Here is a 20,301-nt window from a genome sequence, read left to right on the forward strand (position 1 = left end):
GGAGGCACACCGTGATCCTCCACGACACGCCCGAGGACGAGGCGGACCACCAGGAGGTGCTGCGCGGGGCCCTCGACGACCACCTGGACCTGCACCCCGACCACCACCGGGAGCGGGGCCGGGTCTCGGACTTCCAGGACCGGGGCCCGGAGTACCGCGAACCGGCCGACCGGCTGCCCCCGTCCGGCGTCGACGTGCTGAGCGACCTCTACCGCGAGGAACTGCGCGACGTGGGGCACGCCATCGACAAGCACACGGGATGCTCCCTCGACGAACTGCGGGAGTTCGGTTCGTACGCCTCGGAGGCGGGCGCCTCCTCCTTCGACACCCCCGGGCAGGCCGCGGACGCCGTCAACGACGCCCTGTACGACTCCACCGACGAGCTCGTCACCTGGCTGGTCGGCGACGACCCGCGCCCCTTCGTCTGCGACGCCGACCTGGGCCGCGCGACCGGCCGCTGGGCCCGCGGGAGCGACCACGCGGACGGCATCGAGGTGACCGGCGTCCGCGTGGTGCTGGCCAGGGACACCGATGATCCGCGCGGGTACGTGTTCCGCACGGCGTTCCCGATACCGGCGGACCACGTCCGGAGCGCGGGGCGGCGGCGGCCGTGAGGGACATCCGGCAGCAGGTCACCGTCGGCATCGTCTGCCTCGTGTGGCTCGCGCTCGCCCTGCTCACCGGCGAGACCCTGTCCCCGACACCGCTGCGGCTCTTCTCGGCCGCCGGAACCACCGTGGCCATCGCGGCACTGGCCTACGACAGGTCCCTGTGGCGGTGGAAGCTCGTACGCCGCTTCACCGGCACCCCCCTGCTCCACGGCACGTGGCGGGGCGAGGTCGTCACCTCCGTCCTCCGCGAGGACGGCACCCCCGTGCCCCCGATCCCCGCCGTCCTGCACGTGGTGCAGACCGCCTCCCGCATCAGCGTGTCCCTGTTCACCGCGGACTCCCTGTCCACCTCCAGCCACGCCTCGCTGCTGCGCGGGGACGACGGGCGGTGGTGCCTGCGCTGGCAGTTCACCAACCAGCCCCGCCCGGGCGCCCGGCAGCGCAGCCAGCGCCACCGCGGCCTGGCGGAACTGTGGATCGGCGCCGTCCCCGGCGAGGGGCTGCGCGGCGAGTACTTCACCGACCGGCGGACCTACGGGGAACTGAGCCTGGCGGAGTGGAGCCCCCGCGGCTACGGCAGCGCCTCGACGGCCCTGGCAGCCACCGACTTCGCCCCCACCACCCCGTACGCCACCAGCTGACGCAAACAAGAAACCCCAGGTCACAAGACCTGGGGTTTCGACTGAGCCGCCTTCGGGATTCGAACCCGAGACCTACGCATTACGAGTGCGTTGCTCTGGCCAACTGAGCTAAGGCGGCACCGCTGGTTCGACAAGAATTCCCCCGGAGAGGTGCTCTCATCAGCAGCGGCGCCAAGTCTACAGGGTGCGGGGGTGTGCACCGAACCAGGTTCCGCCCGGCCGGGCATTCGCCGCAAATCCGGCGTCTGCCGTGTCCGGGCGGCGGCCCGTCAGCACTTCTTGCCGGCCGCCGGGGGCTTGCCCTCCAGCAGGTAGCGGTTGATCGCCGTGTCGATGCAGTCGCTGCCGCGGCCGTACGCCGTGTGGCCGTCGCCGTCGTAGGTGAGGAGGGTGCCCGAGTCGAGCTGGCCGGCCAGCGACCGGGCCCACTTGTACGGGGTCGCCGGGTCGCGGGTGGTGCCCACCACCACGATCGGCGCGGCGCCCTTCGCGGTCAGCGGGCCCGCCTGGCCCGTGGGCTTCACCGGCCAGTACGCGCAGTTCAGCGCGGCCCAGGCGAGGCCCGCGCCGAAGACCGGGGAGGCCTTCTTGAAGGAGGGGAGCGCCGCGTCGACCGCGCCCGGGCCGTCGAAGGCCGCGGGCTGGTCGAGACAGTTCACGGCGGCGTTCGCGAACATGAGGTTGGCGTACTTGCCGTCCGCGCCGCGCTCGTAGTAGCTGTCGGCCAGGCCCAGCAGGCCCGCCCCGTCGCCGTTCATCGCCGACGTCAGTGCCTCGCGCAGCTGGGGCCAGGCGTTCTCGTCGTAGAGCGCCGCGATCACCCCGGTCGTCGCCAGGGCCTCGCCGAGCGGGCGGCTCTCGTCGCCGCTGGGCACGGGCTGGGCATCGAGCTTGCGAAAGAAGTCCTGCAGGCGGGCGCCCACCTGCTCCGGGGTGCCCGTGCCCAGCGGGCAGTCGGGCTGCTTCGCGCAGTCCTTGGCGAAGGAGGTGAAGGCCGTCTCGAAGCCCGCGGTCTGGTCCCGGTTGAGGTCGAGTGCGGCGCGGGTGGGGTCCATCGCGCCGTCCAGGACCAGCCGGCCGACCCGGTCCGGGAAGAGGTTCGCGTACGTCGCCCCCAGCAGGGTGCCGTAGGAGGCCCCGACGTAGTGGAGCTTCGAGTCGCCGAGCACGGCCCGCAACAGGTCCATGTCGCGGGCGGCGTCGACGGTGGACACGTGCGGCAGGACCCGCTTCGAGCGGGCCTGGCAGCCGGCCGCGAACTCCTTGAAGGCGGCCACCAGCTCCGCCCGCTCGGCCTCGTCGTCCGGGGTCTGGTCCACCCGGGTGTACTTGTCCATCTCCGGGCCCGTCAGGCACTCGACGGGGCTGCTGCGCTGCACGCCGCGCGGGTCGAAGGAGACCATGTCGTACTGGGCGCGGACCGGGGCGGGATAGCCGATGCCCGCGTACGCCTGGAGGTAGCCGATGCCGGAGCCGCCCGGGCCGCCCGGGTTGACCACGAGCGAGCCGAGGCGCTTGCCGGGGCCGGTCGCTGCGCGGCGGGCCACCGCGATGTCCACGTCCTCGCCGGAGCCGGGGTTCGCGTAGTCCAGCGGGGCCTTCATCGTGGAGCACTGGAAGCCGGGGACGCCGCACTCGCGCCAGGTCAGCTTCTGCTCGTAGTACGGGCGCATCGCGGCGGCGTCGGGGGACGGCTGCACCGACGGCGTCCCGCCGGCCTCCCCCCGCGCGGAGGCGGCGACCTGGAGCTTCTCCGATCCGCCCGAGGTGCATCCGGAGAGCAGCAGCCCGGCCGCTGCGATCACGGTCCCGGTGGTACGCAGCGCGCGACTGGTGTCCATCCTCGGAGCCTACGTCCTGGCGGCGGACGCGGGCGGGCCCGCTGCGCCGGACGGGGCCGGGCCTTCCGGGGCGGCCGCCGGGCGACGCACGGACCGGGCCCGCTCCCGCTGCGGCGGCCGGTTCCCCCGTAAGGGTGAGCCCGTCAGCCGGGGACCTATCCCCTGGCGGGGTCAGCCCGCGCGCAGCGACATGGTCATGGCCTCCACCGCGAGGAGCGGGGCGACGTTGCGGTCGAGGGCGTCCCGGCAGGCGATGATCGCCTCGATCCGGCGCAGGGTCCGCTCCGGGCCGGAGGCCCTGGCGATGCGTTCCAGGTCCTGCCTCACGTCCTCGTTGGCGAGGGCGAGGGAAGAGCCGAGCTGGAGGGCCAGGACGTCGCGGTAGAAGCCGGTCAGGTCGGTGAGGGCGAGGTCGAGGCTGTCGCGCTGGGTGCGGGTCCGGCGCCGCTTCTGCTTGTCCTCCAGCTCCTTCATCACGCCCGCCGTGCCGCGCGGCATCCGCCCGCCCGTCCCGGCGGCGGCGCCGAGGGCCGCCCGCAGCTCCTCGGTCTCCTTGGTGTCGACCACCTCGGCCACCTGCTTGGCGTCTTCGCCCGCGGCGTCCACCAGCTCCTGGGCGGCCTTGAGGCAGGCTCCGATGTCGTCCACCCGGAGGGGGAGCTTCAGGACCGTCGCCCGGCGCTCCCGGGCCGCTTCGTCCGTGGCCAGGCGGCGGGCACGGTCGACGTGCCCCTGCGTGGCGCGGGCGGCGGCCAGGGCCACGGCCGGCTCGACGCCGTCGCGGCGCACCAGTGTGTCGGCGACGGCCGCGACGGAGGGGGTGCTCAGGCTGAGGTGCCGGCAGCGGGACCGGATGGTGGGCAGCACGTCCTCCAGGGAGGGCGAGCACAGCAGCCAGACCGTGCGCGGCGCGGGCTCCTCCACCGCCTTCAGGACCGCGTTCGCGGACTTCTCGTTCAGCCGCTCGGCGTCCTCGACCAGGATGATCTGCCAGCGGCCCGTGGCGGGGGACGTGTAGGACTTGCGGACGGTGTCCCGCATGTCGTCGACGAGGATCTGGCTGCCGACCGCGGCGATGCCGGAGACGTCGGCGTGCGTGCCGACCATCGTCGTGTGGCAGCCGTCGCAGAACCCGCAGCCCGGCTCACCGCCGAGGGCGCGGTCCGGGCTGGTGCACTGCAGGGCCGCCGCGAAGGCCCGGGCGGCGGTGACCCGCCCGGAGCCGGGCGGGCCGGTGAAGAGCCACGCGTGGGTCATCTTCGACGCGGCGGGCGGCGCGGTCCCGTCCGTGGCGGCCGTGACCAGCGCATCGGCGTCGCGGGCGGCGGCGGCCAGCTGCGTCTGGATCCGCTCCTGACCCACCAGTTCGTCCCATACGGGCATGCCGCCCACCACCTCTCACTCTCCGTGCCCCCATTGTCGCGGGCGCCACTGACACTTCCGTACGCCCGCCTCAGCGGCGGCGGCGCGCCCCGCGTCCGCCCTCGTCGTCGTCCTCGTCGTCCCCGCGGCGGCCGAGCAGTTCGTCCGCGAGTGTCGGCAGGTCGTCGAGCGGGGTCTCCTCCGCCCAGTCCGGGCGGGGGCGGCGCGGCCGCCCTTCGTCGTCGACGACGGGGAGCTCGCGGGTCCGGTCGTTGCTCGAATCCCGGAAGATGCCCGACGGGACCCGGTCGGCCGGGTCCTCCTCGGGGCGCCGGGCCGTCGGCCGCGTGGCGGAATGGGCCCGCGCGCCGCCACCGGAGCCACCGGCCGGGCCGCCGCCGGAGCCGCCGCCCTGGCCGGAGCCGCGACGGTCGTCGGGGCGTACGGGTGGCAGCACGGCCGTCTCATCGGCCGGACGCACCGGTGGCAGCACGGCCGTCTCGTCAGCCGGACGCACCGGCGGCAGCACGGCCGTCTCCGCCGCGTCGGGCGCGGCGGCCGCCGGGTCGACCTTCGGCACCGGGACGGTCTGGGTGACGTCGTCCGGCCGCACGACCCGCTTGACCGCCGGGGTCTCGACCGTCACCGCGTCGTCGGGGTGCGGCTCCTTCGTCATGTCGATCCGGGGCGCCGGCGCCGCGGCGGAACCCGTGCCGGGACCGGCGGCCGGAGCGGCCTGAGCCGCCTGGGCCGCCGCGGCGGCCTGGGCCTCGGCCGCGGCTGCGGCAGCCGCCGCCCTCGCGGCCGCCTCGGCCGCCTGCGCCTCCACCAGCCGGCGCGCCTCCTCGGCCTTCAGCAGGGCCTCCTCGGCCCGCCGCTGCTTCTCCAGCCGCCGTTCCTCGGCCTCGGCCCGCAGCCGGGCCTCCTCCTCGGCCTGCTTGCGCAGCCGCTCGGCCTCCGCCGCGCGCGCCTTCGCCTCGGCCTCCGCGCGCAGCCGCTCGGCCTCGGCCCGTGCGCGGGCCTCCTCCTCCAGGCGCAGCCGCTCCTCCTCCGCCTTGCGGGCGGCCTCGGCCTCGGCCCTGATCCGCGCCTCCTCGGCCTCGCGGGCCAGGCGCGCTTCCTCCTCGGCGCGCAGCCGCGCCTCCTCGGCCTTGCGCGCGGCCTCTTCCTCGGCCTTGCGCCGCGCCTCCTCCTCGGCGAGGCGCCGGGCCTCCGCCTGCGCGGCCACCTCCGCCTCGGAGAGCGGGAGCATCCGGTCCAGCCGGTGCCGTACGACGGTGGTCACCGAGTCCGGGTCCTGTCCGGCGTCGACCACCAGGTAGCGGCCGGGGTCGGCCGCGGCGAGGGTCAGGAAGCCGGCCCGCACCCGCTGGTGGAACTCCGCCGGCTCCGACTCCAGCCGGTCCGGCGCCTCCGTGAACCGCTCGCGCGCCGCCTCCGGCGACACGTCGAGCAGCACGGTCAGGTGCGGTACGAGCCCGTCGGTGGCCCAGCGCGAGATGCGGGCGATCTCCGTCGGGGAGAGGTCGCGGCCGGCGCCCTGATAGGCGACGGAGGAGTCGATGTAGCGGTCGGAGATGACGACCGCGCCGCGCTCCAGGGCCGGGCGCACCACCGTGTCCACGTGCTCCGCGCGGTCGGCCGCGTACATCAGCGCCTCGGCGCGGTTGGACAGTCCGGCCGAGGAGACGTCGAGCAGGATGGAGCGCAGCCGCTTGCCGACCGGGGTGGCGCCGGGCTCGCGGGTCACGACGACCTCGTGCCCCTTGCCCCGTATCCAGTCGGCGAGCGCCTGGACCTGGGTGGACTTGCCCGCTCCGTCGCCGCCTTCGAGGGCGATGAAGAAGCCGGTGGCGGCCGGGGCCTGGAGCGGCTCCCCGCCGCGCAGTGCGTCCCGCAGGTCACGGCGCAGCGGCACGCCGCTGCGGTCGTCGGCCTTGGTGAGGACGACGACCGCGACGGGCAGCAGGAGCGCGCCGACGAGCATCAGGGTGAAGGCGGCGCCGCCGTGCGAGAAGACGATCTCGGCGCCGGTCAGCCGGTGCGGGCCGATCACCGCGGCCAGGACCGGTGCGGCGACGGCGCCGACGGCCACGGCCACGCGTACGACGGCTTGGAGGTGCTCGGTGACCCGGGCCCGGCGGAACTCCTCGGTCTCCTGGTCCAGCAGCGTGTGCCCGGTGTTGGCGGCGATGCCCGCGGTGGTGCCGGCGAGCAGCGAGAGGAGCAGCACCGTCGCCGTGTCCGGGACGAGACCGCTCAGCAGCAGCGCCAGACCGGTCACCGCTATGGCGAGGGCCAGCAGCCGGCGCCGGGACAGGCCGGGCAGCACCTTGCCGGCCTGGGTGGCGCGGATGCCGACGGCGGTGCCGCCGACCAGCGCGAGGACGAAGAGCGCGAAGGCGGCCGGGCCGCCGCCCAGGTCGAAGGCGTGCAGGACCGCCACGGCGGCCGCGCTGGACACCGCTCCGGCGACCGCGGCGCAGCTGAGGACCAGCAGGGGGACGGCGCCGGTTCGGCCCTTGTCGGGCCGGTCGCCCGCCTTGGGCGCGCGCAGGCCCTCCAGCGGGGAACGGGGCCGCGGGGTCGTCCCGGTGGGCAGCACCAGCGGCAGCAGCAGGGAGACCGACGCGGCGAACAGGCCGGAGGCCACGTACGAGCCGAGCGCGGCCTGGTTCGCGGCGAACCAGTCCACGCCGAGGCCGAGGGCCTTGCCGACGAGGGTCGCGGCGAGCAGCGCGGCCGCCGCGACGGGCAGCGCCGCGAACGCGGTCCGCAGGGTCAGCCGGCGCAGCGCGTCCAGGTGGTCCGGGAGCGGCCGTACGGTGGCCCCCTCCGGCGGCGGCTCCGGCAGCAGGGCGGGCGCCGCGCTCTCCTTGGCCAGCGTCCACAGCCGTTCGGCGGCGCCGGAGACGAAGACGGTGGCCAGCAGCGCGATGAGCGCGTCGGCCGGGATCCAGTCGAGCCACAGCGGAGCGACGACGAACAGCGCGAGGCGGACCCCGTCGGCCCCGATCATCGTCCAGCGGCGGTCCAGCTTGCCGCCCGCGCCGACGAGTCCGGTCAGAGGGCCGAGCAGGACGGCGCCGAAGAGCAGGGTGGCGAGGATCCGGACGCCGAAGACGGCGGCGACGGCGAGGGCGGCACCGCGGTATCCGCCGCCGAAGGCTCCCTCGGTGGCGGCTGCCTGAAGGGCCAGCAGAACCAGCACCAGCAGGGCGAGGGCATCACCGATGCCGCTCACCAGCTGGGCGCTCCACAGCCGGCGCAGCCGGGGGGTGCGCAGCAGTGCGCGCACCGCACGCTCGCGGGAATCCGCGGCTAGGGCTTCGTCGTAGGTGGGGTTCGCCGGGGCGGTCACGACCGCCGGCTGCTCGGCTCGCGTCATCCGCCCAGCCTATCCGCTGCGCTTGGCGGCTGCGGAGGCCTGTGGACAAGCCCGGGTGTGACCCCCGACCCACCTCACGCAGGCCACCTGCCGCACCCGCCCTCCGTACCCCGCTCGCCGGGGCGAGCCCGGCCCGGACGCACGGGAGCCCCGCGCCGGGGCACGGGGCTCTCGTGGTGACTGCTTGCCGGGTGACTACTCGTCCGCGGCCGGAGCGGCGGCCGTCTTCTTCGCCGCCGTCTTCTTCGCCGCCGTCTTCGCGACCGTCTTCTTCGCGACCGTCTTCTTGGCCGTCGTCGTCTTCGTGGCGGCGGTCTTCTTCGCGGCCGCGGTCTTCGTCGCGGTCGCCTTCTTCGCCGGAGCCTTCTTGGCGGCCTTCTTCGCCGTCTTCTTGGCCGGGCCCTTCGCCCGCTTCTCCGCGAGCAGCTCGTAGCCCCGCTCCGGCGTGATCGTCTCGACGTCGTCGTCCCGCCGCAGCGTCGCGTTCGTCTCGCCGTCCGTCACGTACGGCCCGAAGCGGCCGTCCTTGACCACCACCGGCTTCTCGCTCACCGGGTCGGTGCCCAGCTCCTTCAGCGGCGGCTTGGCCGCGGCCCGCCCGCGCTGCTTGGGCTGCGCGTAGATGGCGAGCGCCTCGTCCAGCGTGATCGTGAAGAGCTGGTCCTCGGTCTCCAGCGACCGCGAGTCCGTGCCCTTCTTCAGGTACGGGCCGTAGCGGCCGTTCTGGGCCGTGATCTCCACGCCCTCGGCGTCGGCGCCGACGACCCGCGGCAGCGACATCAGCTTCAGGGCGTCGTCGAGGGTGACCGTGTCCAGGCTCATCGACTTGAAGAGCGAGGCCGTACGGGCCTTGACCGCGTTCTTGCCGGTCTTCGGCGTGCCCTCGGGCAGGATCTCCGTCACGTACGGCCCGTAGCGGCCGTCCTTGGCGACGATCTCGTTCCCGCTGACCGGGTCCTTCCCGAGCTGGAACTCGCCGCTCGGCTTGGCGAACAGCTCCTCGGCATACGCGACCGTCAGCTCGTCCGGCGCCATGTCGTCGGGGACGTCCGCGCGCTGGTGGCCCTCGGCGTCCTTCTCGCCCCGCTCCACGTAGGGCCCGTAGCGGCCGACGCGCAGCACGACGCCCTCGCCGACCGGGAAGGAGGAGATCTCCCGGGCGTCGATCGCGCCCAGGTCCGTGACCAGCTCCTTCAGGCCGCCGAGGTGGTCACCGCCGGCCGGTACGACCTCGGTGGCGTCCTCGGAGCCGAAGTAGAACCGCTTCAGCCACGGCACGGACTGGGCCTCGCCCCGCGCGATGCGGTCGAGGTCGTCCTCCATCTTCGCGGTGAAGTCGTAGTCGACGAGCCGGCCGAAGTGCTTCTCCAGCAGGTTGACCACGGCGAACGAGAGGAAGGACGGCACCAGGGCCGTGCCCTTCTTGAAGACGTAGCCGCGGTCGAGGATCGTGCCGATGATCGACGCGTACGTCGACGGCCGGCCGATCTCCCGCTCTTCGAGCTCCTTGACCAGCGAGGCCTCGGTGTAGCGGGCCGGCGGCTTGGTCGAGTGGCCGTCCGCCGTGATCTCCTCGGCGGACAGCGCGTCGCCCTCCGCGACCTGCGGCAGCCGCTTCTCGCGGTCGTCGAGCTCGGCGTTGGGGTCGTCCGCGCCCTCGACGTACGCCTTCATGAAGCCGTGGAAGGTGATGGTCTTGCCGGACGCGCTGAACTCGGCGTCGCGGCCGTCGGACGCCCGGCCGCCGATCTTCACGGTGACGCTGTTTCCGACCGCGTCCTTCATCTGGGAGGCGACGGTGCGCTTCCAGATCAGCTCGTACAGGCGGAACTGGTCGCCGGTCAGGCCCGTCTCGGCCGGGGTGCGGAAACGATCACCCGAAGGACGGATCGCCTCGTGCGCCTCCTGCGCGTTCTTGACCTTGCCCGCGTAGACACGCGGCTTCTCCGGCAGGTAGTCGGCCCCGTAGAGCTGGGTGACCTGCGCCCGGGCGGCCGCCACCGCGGTGTCGGACAGCGTGGTGGAGTCCGTACGCATGTAGGTGATGAAGCCGTTCTCGTACAGCTTCTGCGCCACCTGCATCGTCGCCTTCGCGCCGAAGCCCAGCTTCCGCGAGGCCTCCTGCTGGAGCGTCGTCGTACGGAACGGGGCGTACGGGGAGCGGCGGTACGGCTTGGACTCGACGGACCGGACGGCGAACGAGGCGCCTTCCAGCGCGGCGGCCAGCGCCCGGGCGCCCGCCTCGTCGAGGTGCAGCACCTCGCTCTTGAGCTGCCCGTTCGCACCGAAGTCACGGCCCTGCGCGATGCGCTTGCCGTCCACCGTGTTCAGGCGGGCGACCAGCGACGACGGGTCGGAGGGGTCGCCGGCGCGGCCGGTGGCGAAGGTTCCGGTCAGGTCCCAGTACTCGGCGGTGCGGAAGGCGATGCGCTCGCGCTCCCGCTCGACGACGAGGCGGGTGGCCACCGACTGGACGCGGCCCGCCGACAGCTTCGGCATGACCTTCTTCCACAGGACCGGCGAGACCTCGTAGCCGTAGAGGCGGTCGAGGATGCGGCGGGTCTCCTGGGCGTCGACCATGCGCTGGTTGAGCTCGCGCGGGTTGGCGACGGCGTCGCGGATGGCGTCCTTGGTGATCTCGTGGAAGACCATCCGGTGGACGGGGACCTTGGGCTTGAGGACTTCCTGCAGGTGCCACGCGATGGCTTCGCCCTCGCGGTCCTCATCGGTGGCGAGGAAGAGTTCGTCGGACTCGGCCAGCAGCTCCTTGAGCTTGCGGACCTGGGCCTTCTTGTCGGCGTTGACGACGTAGATCGGTGCGAAGTCGTGCTCGACGTCCACACCGAGGCGGCGGACCTCGCCGGTGTACTTGTCGGGGACCTCGGCCGCGCCGCTGGGGAGGTCGCGGATGTGCCCGACGCTCGCCTCGACGACGTATCCGGGGCCGAGGTAGCCCTTGATCGTCTTCGCCTTGGCTGGGGACTCGACGATGACGAGTCGGCGGCCGCCCTTTGCGGTCTCGCTAGTCGGGGACAACTTGGCTCTTCTCTCCGGTCGGCACTCGGTCGCAGTACGGCGACGCTGCGGAGTGTGACGGTACAACCCGCCCCCGTGTCAAACGGCACAAGCCCGCAACGGCCACTCGAACGGTAACCCGACAAGTGCCGTTTCTGCCGCCCGGATGCCGCGCCCGACCCTTCCCGATCACCGGGCCGGGTGGCCGGGGGGCCGTCTGGCCCCGCCCCCGCACCCCGCCCCGCGGGGGCTCACGGGGCCGGTGCCGCGGCCGCGGCGGACTCCCCGCGGCGGCGCACCGGCCGTGCGGCGCGCCGAACCCGAAAGGTGGCGAAGCCCTCACCGGAGCCCCCCCTGAAAGCCCTCGCGCGAGCCCGGCCGCAGCCTTTGCGCGGACCCCGCCGCAGGCCTACCGAAAGGCTCCGCCGGCAGCACCCCGCGAGGCCCCGCCGAAAGCGGAACAACTGCTTCGACCATGCGGAACCACTGCTTCGACCATGACGGGGCGCGCACCGGCGCCCCGGCGCACCACGGGCGGCGCGCGCTCCCGTCCAGGCCCGCAGAGCGGCCCCGAACAGCGGGAACACGGCCCCCGCGAAGATCGCCGGACCGCGTTCCGCGCCGTTCCCCTCACCCCCCGGGGCCACTCCCGGGACCCCCCCGGACCCCGCTGTCCTCCACCCTGCCGACCCCGGGCATACGCAGGGCGAACCCCCGGTTACATCAGGGTGTCGGCTCCTGCCCCGGGCGCGCCGCGGGCTCCAGGAAGCCCTGCTCGACCAGCAGCCGGATGGCCTCCGGGGTCCGGTCCCGCAGCACCACGGGGTCCTCCTGCATCAGCTGGGCGATCGCGTCCAGGATCCGCCCGGCGCTCAGTGAGCCGTCACACACCCCCGCGAAGCCCGCGCCGACCGTGTCGACCTTCGTGGCGCGCCGCATGCCGCGGTTCTGCCGGAGCACGACGTGTTCCGGGTCCTCCGCGCCGGGCGGGCCGACCTGCTCCTGGACCACTTCCTCCACCAGCGTGAAGTGGGCCTCCAGCAGGGCGGCGTCGTCGTGCCGGCGCAGGTAGTCCTGGCGGGCGAAGTGGGCGAGGACGGCATCGCCGAGCGGCTGCTCCACCGAGTGCGGCCATTCCTCGATCACGATCGAGGGCTCGGCCGCGTCCGTCCGGCGCAAGGTGATCCATCCGAAGCCGACGGACTTCGTCCTACGGGCGTCGAACTCGTCCAGCCAGTCCTCGTAGCGCCGCGCGTACTCGGCGGGGTCGGTGCGGTGGTCGCCCGCGTCACGCAGCCACAGCTCCGCGTACTGCGTCACGTCCTGCACGTCACGCTGCACGATCCAGGCGTCGCAGCCGCGCGGCACCCAGGAGCGGAGCCTGTCGTGCCAGTCCTCGCCCTCCACGTGCTGCCAGTTGCCGAGGAACTGCGCGTAGCCGCCGGGGTTGAGCCGCGCGCCCGCCTCCTGGACCAGGGTCCGGCACAGGTCGTCGCCGCCCATCCCGCCGTCGCGGTAGGTCAGACGGGCGCCGGGGGAGATCACGAACGGCGGGTTCGACACGATCAGGTCGTACGTGGCCCCGCCGACCGGCTCGAAGAGCGAGCCGGTGAGCAGCTCGGCCTCCGGCGCCCCGGAGAGCGCCAGCGTCAGACGGGTGAATCCGAGCGCCCTGGGGTTGACGTCGGTGGCCGTGACCCGCGTCGCGTGCCGGGTGGCGTGCAGCGCCTGGATGCCGGATCCGGTGCCGACGTCGAGGGCCGAGCCGACCGGGGTGCGCACGGTGATCCCGGCCAGGGTGGTGGAGGCTCCGCCGACACCGAGGACGACGCCCTCCTCGCGGCTGCCGATGCCGCCGGCCCCGCCCACGGCGCAGCCGAGGTCCGAGACGATGAACCAGTCCTCGCCGTCCGGGCCGCCGTACGGGCGCACGTCGACGGTGGCGTGCACGGTGTCCCCGCCGTCGGCGGCATCCCCGCGCCGCAGCCAGCCGTCGGCCAGGGCGGCCTCCACCGGCATCGCCGCCGCGGCGTGCGCGTGGGGCACGGGCTGCTGGAGCAGGAACAGCCGGACCAGGGTCGCGAGCGGGCCGTCGCCGCCGCCCCGGGTGGCGCACAGGGCGGGCACGGTCTCACTGCGGGCCAGCGCGGCGTAGGCGGGGGCGCCGAGGAGGTCGAGCAGCCCGTCGGCGGTGAAGCCGGCGGCCAGCATGGCGCTGCGGAGCCCGGCGGCGTGGTCGGGGGTGGGGAGGCTGGTGGTACTCACGGGTCCATTGTGTCCGCTGGGCACCGTCCTGCGGGTCACCACGGGCCCGTACGCACGAACGGGCGGCCGGGGCCCCTCGCGGGAGCCCCGGCCGCCCGGGTCTTCGTACGGCGCTGCGCGGCCCTGCGGGTCAGGGTTACTTGGGCGATGCCGAGGGCGCCGCGACCTGGCAGCCCTTCTGGCTGTTGATGGCCTTGTCCAGGCCGCCCTCGTTGAGCGTGGCGAGCGCGTCCTGGCCGCCCTTCGTCGCCGCTTCCAGACCGCCCGCGACCTCCTTGAGGCCGTCGGCGAACTTCGTCTGGTCCGCGGGGTCGAGGGTGTCCATCTTCGCCTTCAGGTCGGCGTACCCCTTGGAGGTCGACTCGAAGCCCTTGACCGCCGCCGCCTGGGTCGTGGCGCCGTCCTTGACCGGCGGCACCCCCGCCTGCTGCAGGGCGCTGCCCATCGTCTTGTACGACTCGGACATGGTCGCGAAGGCCGCCGCGTCGGTCTGCTTGACCTCGTCGGGCTTGCTGCTCTCCGTCGCCACCCGCTTGATGTCGGCGTTGGCGGTCTCGATCTTCTTGAGTTCGGGCTGCCACTGGTCGCAGACCTTCTTGGCCCAGGCGTTGGCCTTCTCGTCGCCGTCGTCTCCGCCGCAGCCGGACAGGACGAGCATCAGCACCGCACTGCCCGACAACGCGGCCGCAAGCTTCTTGTTCACCGGATTGGTCCCTTCGAAGGCTCTCGGCCCGGAAGATACACGCCTGCCATCGGGGGACGCAGAAAGGCGGACGGACGGCGCGTCAGTCCGCGCCGCCCGTCCGCCGTTCGGGCGCACGACCGGCCCTGCCCGGCCCGGCCCGTTCTCCGGTCGGTGCCTCGGTCAGGAGACCGTCGCCGGGTCCGCCGACTGGGCCACCCGCTCGGCCGTCCCGTCGGTCTCGTCGCCGACGGCGATGCCGCGGCGCTTGGAGACGTACACGGCGCCGATGATGACGCCGATCGCGAGGACCGCGACGATCGCCCGTACGGTCGCGCTGGTGTCCTCGCCGAAGCTGAACTGCACGACGGCGGGCGCGATCAGCAGCGCCACCAGGTTCATGACCTTGAGCAGCGGGTTGATCGCGGGACCGGCGGTGTCCTTGAAGGGGTCGCCGACCGTGTCGCCGATGACGACCGCCTCGTGCGCCTCGCTGCCCTTGCCGCCGTGGTGGCCGTCCTCCACCAGCTTCTTCGCGTTGTCCCACGCGCCGCCGGAGTTGGCGAGGAAGACCGCCATCAGCGTGCCCGTGCCGATGGCGCCGGCGAGGAAGGACCCGAGCGCGCCGACGCCGAGGCTGAAGCCCACCGCGATCGGCGTCAGGACGGCGAGCAGGCCGGGCGTGGCGAGCTCGCGCAGCGCGTCCTTGGTGCAGATGTCGACGACGCGCCCGTACTCGGGCTTCTCGCTGTAGTCCATGATCCCGGGGTGCTCGCGGAACTGGCGGCGCACCTCGTAGACCACCGAGCCCGCGGAGCGGGAGACGGCGTTGATGGCGAGGCCGGAGAACAGGAAGACCACGGCCGCGCCGAGGATCAGCCCGACGAGGTTGTTGGGCTGGGCGATGTCCAGGCTGAGGTTCATCTCCCCGGCCTTGGCCCCGACTTCCTTGACTGCGGTGGCGATCGCGTCGTTGTACGAGCCGAAGAGCGCCGCGGCGGCGAGCACGGCCGTGGCGATGGCGATGCCCTTGGTGATGGCCTTGGTGGTGTTGCCGACGGCGTCCAGGTCGGTGAGGACCTGGGCCCCCGCGCCCTCGACGTCGCCCGACATCTCGGCGATGCCCTGGGCGTTGTCGGAGACGGGCCCGAAGGTGTCCATGGCGACGATGACCCCGACGGTGGTGAGCAGACCGGTGCCGGCCAGGGCCACCGCGAAGAGGGCGAGCAGGATGGACGTGCCGCCGAGGAGGAACGCCCCGTAGACGCCGAGACCGATGAGCAGCGCCGTGTAGACGGCCGACTCCAGGCCGACGGAGATGCCGGCGAGGACGACGGTCGCGGCGCCCGTGAGGGAGGACTTGCCGATGTCCCGGACGGGGCGCCGGTTGGTCTCGGTGAAGTAGCCGGTGAGCTGCTGGATCAGGGCCGCCAGCACGATGCCGATGGCGACGGCGACGACGGCCAGGACGCGCGGGTCACCGGAGTGGTTGGAGATGGCCGCGTTCTCGACGCCGACGAGGTCCTTGTAGGTGGCCGGGAGGTAGGCGTAGACGGCGATCGCGACCAGCACCAGGGAGATCACGGCCGAGATGAAGAAGCCGCGGTTGATGGCGGTCATTCCGCTGCGGTCGCTGCGCCGCGGCGACACGGCGAAGATGCCGATCATCGCGGTGACGACGCCGATGGCGGGGACGATCAGCGGGAAGGCGAGGCCCAGGTCACCGAAGGCCGCCTTGCCGAGGATGAGCGCGGCCACGAGGGTGACGGCGTAGGACTCGAAGAGGTCGGCCGCCATTCCGGCGCAGTCTCCGACGTTGTCGCCCACGTTGTCGGCGATGGTCGCGGCATTGCGCGGGTCGTCCTCCGGAATGCCCTGTTCGACCTTGCCGACCAGGTCGGCGCCGACGTCGGCGGCCTTGGTGAAGATTCCGCCGCCCACGCGCATGAACATCGCGATCAGGGCGGCGCCGAGACCGAAGCCCTCCAGGACCTTGGGGGCGTCCGCGGCGTAGACCAGGACGACGCAGGAGGCGCCGAGGAGACCGAGGCCGACGGTGAACATGCCGACGACGCCACCCGTGCGGAAGGCGATCTTCATCGCCTGGTGGGAGACCTCGGTCAGGTCCTTGGCGGGCTCGCCCTCGGCCGGGGTGGCCTGCCGGGCCGCGGCCGCGACGCGGACGTTGGCGCGGACCGCGAGGCGCATGCCGATGTAGCCGGTGGCCGCCGAGAAGATGGCGCCGACGAGGAAGAAGGCGGAGCGGCCGGCCCGCTGGTTCCAGTCGTCGGCGGGGAGCAGGAAGAGCAGGAAGAAGACCACGACGGCGAAGATGCCGAGGGTGCGCAGCTGTCGGCCGAGATAGGCGTTGGCGCCTTCCTGGACGGCCGCGGCGATCTTCTTCATGCTGTCGGTCCCCTCGTCTGCGGCGAGGACCTGGCGGACCAGGAACTGCGCGACGACGAGAGCGACGAGTGCCACGGCCGCAATGACCATCACGATGAGCCGATTGTCATCGGTTAGTACTGCGGATGCCAGTTCAGCGGTGCTGTCCGGCGCGAGAGGGGTGAAGAGCCCCGTCATTCGTCCTCCTTGACGTGATGAGCTCAAGATGTGGACGGATTGTAGGGAGCGCGCCCCGATCAAAACAGTGCGCAGGAAACACAATTGGCGTGCTCCTGCTCCTCAGCAATAGATCGCGTCACTCCAATACCCTCGAAAGCGGTAATGGGGCAAAGGCATTGACGGATCCTCATTGATCCAGAGGAATGAAAAAGGCCCTGCTCAGCAGGGCCTTGATAAAGATCAGAAGATAAGAGGTTCAAGCGCGCCGGTGATCTCAGTGAAGATCGGGGGACGGAGAAACGGGCCAGCTCATCCGGATGGTCCCGCCCGATTCCCCACTGGTCACCTCGACGTCGTCGACGAGCCCACTGATCACCGCGAGACCCATCTCGTCCTCGGTCTCCACGTCGGGGTCCTGGACCGCCTCGATCCCGGACACGGTCTCTGCGGGGCCCCCGCCCGGGCCGGGAACCTCGTCGCCGACCTCGATGGAGAACGCCTTGTCCTCTTCGGTCAGCACCACCCGCACGGGCGCGGTCAGCCCGTTCGTCCGGTGGAGTCCGACGGCACGCGAGCAGGCCTCACCCACGGCGAGGCGGACCTCGTCGAGGACGGCTTCCTCCACACCGGCCCTGCGCGCCACGGCGGCCGCGACCAGGCGGGCCGTCCGGACGTGTTCGGGCTGGGCGCTGAAGCGCAGTTCAACGGTGGCCATGCGCGTCCCCCTCGGACTACGGGCGTGCCTTGACAGGGGCCCGGGCCATCCGTGGTCCGGTACCCCCGCTCTCCTTGCCGGCCCCCAGCTGCCCGGAGACTGCCGGGGGCCGCCTGGAGCCGTCAGTCGGTGGCGTTGACGGCGTCGTCCACCGAGGTGTGGATCGGGAACACCTTGGTCAGACCGGTGATACGGAAGATCTTCAGAATGCGCTCCTGGTTGCACACCAGGCGGAGCGAACCCTCGTGCGCGCGGACGCGCTTGAGTCCGCCCACGAGCACACCGAGTCCGGTGGAGTCGAGGAAGTCCACTCGCTCCATGTCGACGACCAGGTGGTAGCTGCCGTCGTTCACCAACTCGACCAACTGCTCGCGCAGCTTGGGCGCGGTATACACATCAATCTCGCCACCGACCTCCACGACCGTACGGTCGCCGACAGTGCGAGTCGACAGGGACAGGTCCACGGATCCTCCAGCACCTTGCTATCGAGCGGCGCCCCCCAGGGGCCTCCCCACCCGAAGGTAGGTGAGGGATTGGCTGCCGCAATGGCATTCAATCACTTACCGGCAGGCGCGCACGACGCCTTCCGACCATTGTCCCGCACGCCGGTGACACACTCGGTTCCGATGGCCAACACTCACGGTCCCGGACGGCCCACGGCAGACGCGGACTCCCGACCCACCCCCGGCACGGTCCTGGACCGCCTGTCACGGGGGCCTTTCCGCTCTGCGCGCATCACCCATACGGAGCACTTGCCCCCTCGGGCGGGCCGTCATGCAGTCTGGCCCGACCGCATCCGGTCGGATGTCGTCGCCGCCATCCAGTCCGCCGGGATCGGCCATCCGTGGGAACACCAGGCCGCGGCCGCCGAACACGCGCTGGACGGCGAATCCGTCGTCGTGGCCACCGGGACGGCCTCCGGCAAGTCCCTGGCGTACCTGGCACCCGTGCTCTCCGCCCTCGTGGACGGCGCTCAGGCACCGAACGGCAGGGGCGCCACCACCCTGTACCTGGCCCCCACCAAGGCGCTGGCGGCCGACCAGCGGCGCGCCGTGCGGGAGCTGGCCGCCCCGCTGGGCAACGCCGTCCGCCCGGCCGTGTACGACGGGGACACCCCCTTCGAGGAGCGGGAATGGGTCCGCCAGTACGCCAACCACGTCCTCACCAACCCCGACATGCTGCACCGCGGGATCCTCCCCGCCCACCCCCGCTGGGCCTCCTTCCTGCGCGCGCTGCGCTACGTGGTGATCGACGAGTGCCACACCTACCGCGGGGTTTTCGGCTCCCACGTGGCCCAGGTCCTGCGCCGGCTGCGGCGGCTGTGCGCCCGCTACGGCTCGCAGCCGGTGTTCCTGCTGGCCTCCGCCACCGCGAGCGACCCCGCCGCCGCCGCGTCCCGGCTGACCGGCGTGCCAGTGACCGAGATCACCGACGACGCCTCGCCGCGGGGCGAGGTCGTCTTCGCCCTCTGGGAACCCCCGCTGCTCACCGAGCTGCGGGGCGAGAAGGGCGCTCCCGTGCGCCGTACGGCCACCGCGGAGACCGCCGACCTGCTGACCGACCTGGTGGTGCAGGGCGTCCGTACGGTCGCCTTCGTGCGCTCCCGGCGCGGCGCCGAGCTGATCTCCGTGATCACGCAGGAGCGCCTCGCGGAGGTGGACCGGTCCCTGCCCCGGCGGGTCGCGGCCTACCGGGGCGGCTACCTGCCCGAGGAGCGGCGGGCCCTGGAGCGGGCCCTGCACTCCGGCGAGCTGCTGGGGCTGGCCGCCACGACCGCCCTGGAGCTGGGCGTGGACGTCTCCGGCCTGGACGCCGTGCTGATCACCGGGTACCCGGGCACGCGTGCCTCCCTGTGGCAGCAGGCGGGCCGGGCCGGGCGCTCGGGCCAGGGAGCCCTGGCCGTGCTGGTCGCCCGCGACGACCCGCTGGACACCTACCTGGTCCACCATCCGGAGGCACTGTTCCGCCAACCGGTGGAGGCCACCGTCCTGGACCCCGACAACCCCTACGTCCTCGCCCCGCACCTGTGCGCGGCGGCGGAGGAGCTGCCCGCTGACCGAGGCCGACCTGGACCTCTTCGGCCCGACCACCGAGGAGCTCCTCCCCCAGCTGGAAGCGGCGAAGCTGCTGCGCCGCCGGGCGTCCGGCTGGCACTGGACCCGCCGGGAGCGGGCCTCGGACCTGACCGACATCCGGGGCGGCGGCGGCCGCCCGGTCCAGATCGTCGAGGCCTCCACCGGCCGGCTGCTGGGCACGGTCGACGAGTCGGCGGCCCACACCACCGTCCACGAGGGGGCCGTCCACCTCCACCAGGGCCGCACGTACCTCGTGCGGCACCTGGACCTGGAGGGCTCGGCGGCCCTCGTGGAGGCGGCCGATCCGCCCTTCTCCACCACGGCCCGTGACACCACCTCCATCTCCGTCCTGGAGACCGAGACCGAGATCCCATGGGGCTCGGCCCGGCTCTGCTTCGGCTCCGTGGAGGTGACCAACCAGGTCGTCTCCTACCTGCGCCGCAAACTGATCACCGGCGAGGTCCTCGGCGAGGCCAAACTGGACCTGCCTCCCCGCACCCTGCGCACCAGGGCCGTCTGGTGGACGGTGACCGAGGACCAGCTCGACGAGGCCCGGATCAACCCGGAGATCCTCGGCGGCGCCCTGCACGCGGCGGAGCACGCCTCCATCGGCATGCTGCCGCTGTTCGCCACCTGCGACCGCTGGGACATCGGCGGCGTGTCCGTGCCGCTGCATCCCGACACCCTCCTCCCCACGGTCTTCGTCTACGACGGCCACCCCGGCGGCGCCGGCTTCGCGGAGCGGGCCTTCCACACGGCCCGCGCCTGGCTGACGGCCACCCGCGATGCCATCGCCGCCTGCGAGTGCGAGGCCGGCTGCCCCTCCTGCATCCAGTCCCCCAAGTGCGGCAACGGCAACGACCCCCTCCACAAGCGCGGCGCCATCCGCCTCCTGACCCGCCTCCTCTCCGAAAGCCCCTGACCGGGGCCCTGCATTGCCTTCCAGTGCCCGCCGCCCCCTGCCGAGGCCCCGGCTGCCCTGGACCGCCACCCGCCGGGGGGCGAGCGGGAACGGTAGGCCCCAGGGCGCCCGGCGGCCCGCGCGTGTCGCCAGCCGCTCCGGGCCGGCCTGCCGGGTCGGGTGGCGTGTCCTCGGCCGCTCCGGGCCGGCTGCCGGTCCGGGCGTGTCCGTGGCCGCGCC

Annotated in this window: 11 protein-coding genes, 1 tRNA gene and 1 pseudogene; 3 read left to right on the plus strand and 10 right to left on the minus strand. The window is 73.2% G+C overall.

All coding sequences use genetic code 11. The features are described 5' to 3' along the window. Positions 1 to 11: 11 nt before the first annotated feature. Positions 12 to 614 carry an RNase A-like domain-containing protein gene (locus AC2RP6_RS19020; RefSeq protein ID WP_486447277.1) on the plus strand — a complete coding sequence of 201 codons (603 nt, stop codon included), beginning with the start codon at positions 12 to 14 and terminating at the stop codon, positions 612 to 614. Continuing rightward, positions 611 to 1,252, plus strand: a complete 642-nt coding sequence (locus AC2RP6_RS19025; protein WP_486447278.1) for a Cap15 family cyclic dinucleotide receptor domain-containing protein — start codon at positions 611 to 613, stop codon at positions 1,250 to 1,252. The genes AC2RP6_RS19020 and AC2RP6_RS19025 overlap by 4 nt, the downstream gene beginning before the upstream one ends. Positions 1,253 to 1,296: 44 nt before the next feature. Here the strand turns inward: AC2RP6_RS19025 and AC2RP6_RS19030 are convergent. The 10 genes from AC2RP6_RS19030 to bldG all read right to left on the minus strand — a co-directional run bounded on the left by AC2RP6_RS19030 (position 1,297) and on the right by bldG (position 17,549). Beyond that, positions 1,297 to 1,370 (minus strand) — tRNA-Thr (locus AC2RP6_RS19030). Positions 1,371 to 1,521: 151 nt separating this feature from the next. Further along, positions 1,522 to 3,093 (minus strand): alpha/beta hydrolase, encoded by a 1,572-nt coding sequence (locus tag AC2RP6_RS19035; RefSeq protein WP_486447279.1) that lies wholly within the window; start codon positions 3,091 to 3,093, stop codon positions 1,522 to 1,524. Positions 3,094 to 3,264: 171 nt separating this feature from the next. Then, positions 3,265 to 4,476 (minus strand): DNA polymerase III subunit delta', encoded by a 1,212-nt coding sequence (locus AC2RP6_RS19040; protein WP_486447280.1) that lies wholly within the window; start codon positions 4,474 to 4,476, stop codon positions 3,265 to 3,267. A 70-nt stretch (positions 4,477 to 4,546) separates the two neighbouring features. Beyond that, complete coding sequence (gene tmk, locus AC2RP6_RS19045) at positions 4,547 to 7,843, minus strand: dTMP kinase (RefSeq protein ID WP_486447281.1); 3,297 nt, start codon at positions 7,841 to 7,843, stop codon at positions 4,547 to 4,549. Positions 7,844 to 8,038: 195 nt separating this feature from the next. Further along, a complete protein-coding gene (topA, locus tag AC2RP6_RS19050) occupies positions 8,039 to 10,879 on the minus strand; it encodes a type I DNA topoisomerase (RefSeq protein ID WP_486447282.1) in 2,841 nt (946 codons plus the stop codon). Positions 10,880 to 11,581: 702 nt separating this feature from the next. Then, complete coding sequence (locus tag AC2RP6_RS19055) at positions 11,582 to 13,123, minus strand: DUF7059 domain-containing protein (RefSeq protein WP_486447283.1); 1,542 nt, start codon at positions 13,121 to 13,123, stop codon at positions 11,582 to 11,584. A 136-nt stretch (positions 13,124 to 13,259) separates the two neighbouring features. Next, the gene (locus AC2RP6_RS19060; RefSeq protein WP_030648192.1) at positions 13,260 to 13,826 is read right to left on the minus strand and encodes a hypothetical protein; all 567 of its coding nucleotides are present in this window, start codon (positions 13,824 to 13,826) and stop codon (positions 13,260 to 13,262) included. A gap of 162 nt (positions 13,827 to 13,988) precedes the next feature. Beyond that, positions 13,989 to 16,388: a sodium-translocating pyrophosphatase gene (locus AC2RP6_RS19065; protein WP_486447284.1), complete on the minus strand. Its 2,400-nt coding sequence runs from the start codon at positions 16,386 to 16,388 to the stop codon at positions 13,989 to 13,991. Positions 16,389 to 16,644: 256 nt separating this feature from the next. Continuing rightward, positions 16,645 to 17,085, minus strand: a complete 441-nt coding sequence (locus AC2RP6_RS19070) for an ATP-binding protein (protein WP_486447285.1) — start codon at positions 17,083 to 17,085, stop codon at positions 16,645 to 16,647. A gap of 122 nt (positions 17,086 to 17,207) precedes the next feature. Then, positions 17,208 to 17,549, minus strand: coding sequence for an anti-sigma factor antagonist BldG (gene bldG, locus AC2RP6_RS19075; RefSeq protein WP_042812494.1), 342 nt, complete (start codon positions 17,547 to 17,549; stop codon positions 17,208 to 17,210). Between the two features lie 81 nt (positions 17,550 to 17,630). Here bldG and AC2RP6_RS19080 point away from each other — a divergent pair. Then, positions 17,631 to 20,082, plus strand: a pseudogene (locus AC2RP6_RS19080) (DEAD/DEAH box helicase). Positions 20,083 to 20,301: the final 219 nt, after the last annotated feature.

The organism is Streptomyces sp. WAC03905 (assembly GCF_057371075.1).